Below are 783 nucleotides of genomic sequence, written 5' to 3'. Positions count from 1 at the left end.
CGTCTGAGTCCACAGCTCGATACAAATATTTCCATTGGCCTTTGATTTTGATATCGGTTTCATCCATTCGCCAGCGACACCCGACATCAGGTTTGCAGCGCCGATAACGTTTGACAATTAAAGGCACCAGACGATGAACCCAGCGCGAGAGCGTGGAATGATCAACGATGACACCCCGCTCAGCCATTATCTCTTCCAGATTTCGTAAACTCAGGGCATAAGCGAGATACCATCGGACACACTGGGCGATAATATCGGTAGGATAGAGGAGAGGCTCTCTGGATACGAAATATCTTTGCATGTTCTTTGTACCGGTAATGACTATTTTATATTGCCTTTAGTGCAGGATTATAAAAGGCTTTGCGATGGCAACGAAGGGCCAATGACACACGGTATGGCCGCGCTGGCCTTTAATGGTCGTTACCCGAATAAATTAATCGAAAATATTAAGTCCCGAGTGATAGAACCGACACTACTGGGACTTCAGAAAGAAGGTATGGAATATCACTCCATATTATATTTTGGCTTAATGATAATTGAAGATACTCCCTGGCTGTTGGAATATAACGTTCGTTCAGGTAACCCTGAATGGATTTCAATCCTCGGATTATTGCAGGCTGATTTAATTGAAGCCTTAGATTCACCGCGCGCATTACACTGGAAACAGGGCTATTCATTAACGTCTTTCGTAACGGCCGAAGCGTACCGGTTCTGTCGCATTAACGGAACTTCAGGTAAACTTCCCGGTTTTTGCGCGAGTTCCAAACGATGCCCCTGAGCCGA

The 783-nt window shown here is 45.5% G+C and carries 2 protein-coding genes; one reads left to right on the top strand and one right to left on the bottom strand.

Features of this window, described 5'->3' with window-relative positions:
- Positions 1-301: IS6 family transposase (locus NXS07_RS20450; RefSeq protein WP_258087571.1), on the bottom strand; the 301-nt coding region annotated here is incomplete at its 3' end.
- Here NXS07_RS20450 and NXS07_RS20445 point away from each other — a divergent pair.
- Positions 296-778 carry a hypothetical protein gene (locus NXS07_RS20445; RefSeq protein ID WP_258087570.1) on the top strand — a complete coding sequence of 161 codons (483 nt, stop codon included), beginning with the start codon at positions 296-298 and terminating at the stop codon, positions 776-778. The two genes, NXS07_RS20450 and NXS07_RS20445, sit on opposite strands and share 6 nt — an antisense overlap.
- Positions 779-783 lie beyond the last annotated feature (5 nt).

Source organism: Xenorhabdus bovienii, assembly GCF_024721015.1.
Lineage (GTDB): Bacteria > Pseudomonadota > Gammaproteobacteria > Enterobacterales > Enterobacteriaceae > Xenorhabdus > Xenorhabdus bovienii.
The sequence above is the reverse complement of the archived record's forward strand: the minus strand, read 5'-3'. Positions and strand labels throughout refer to the sequence as shown.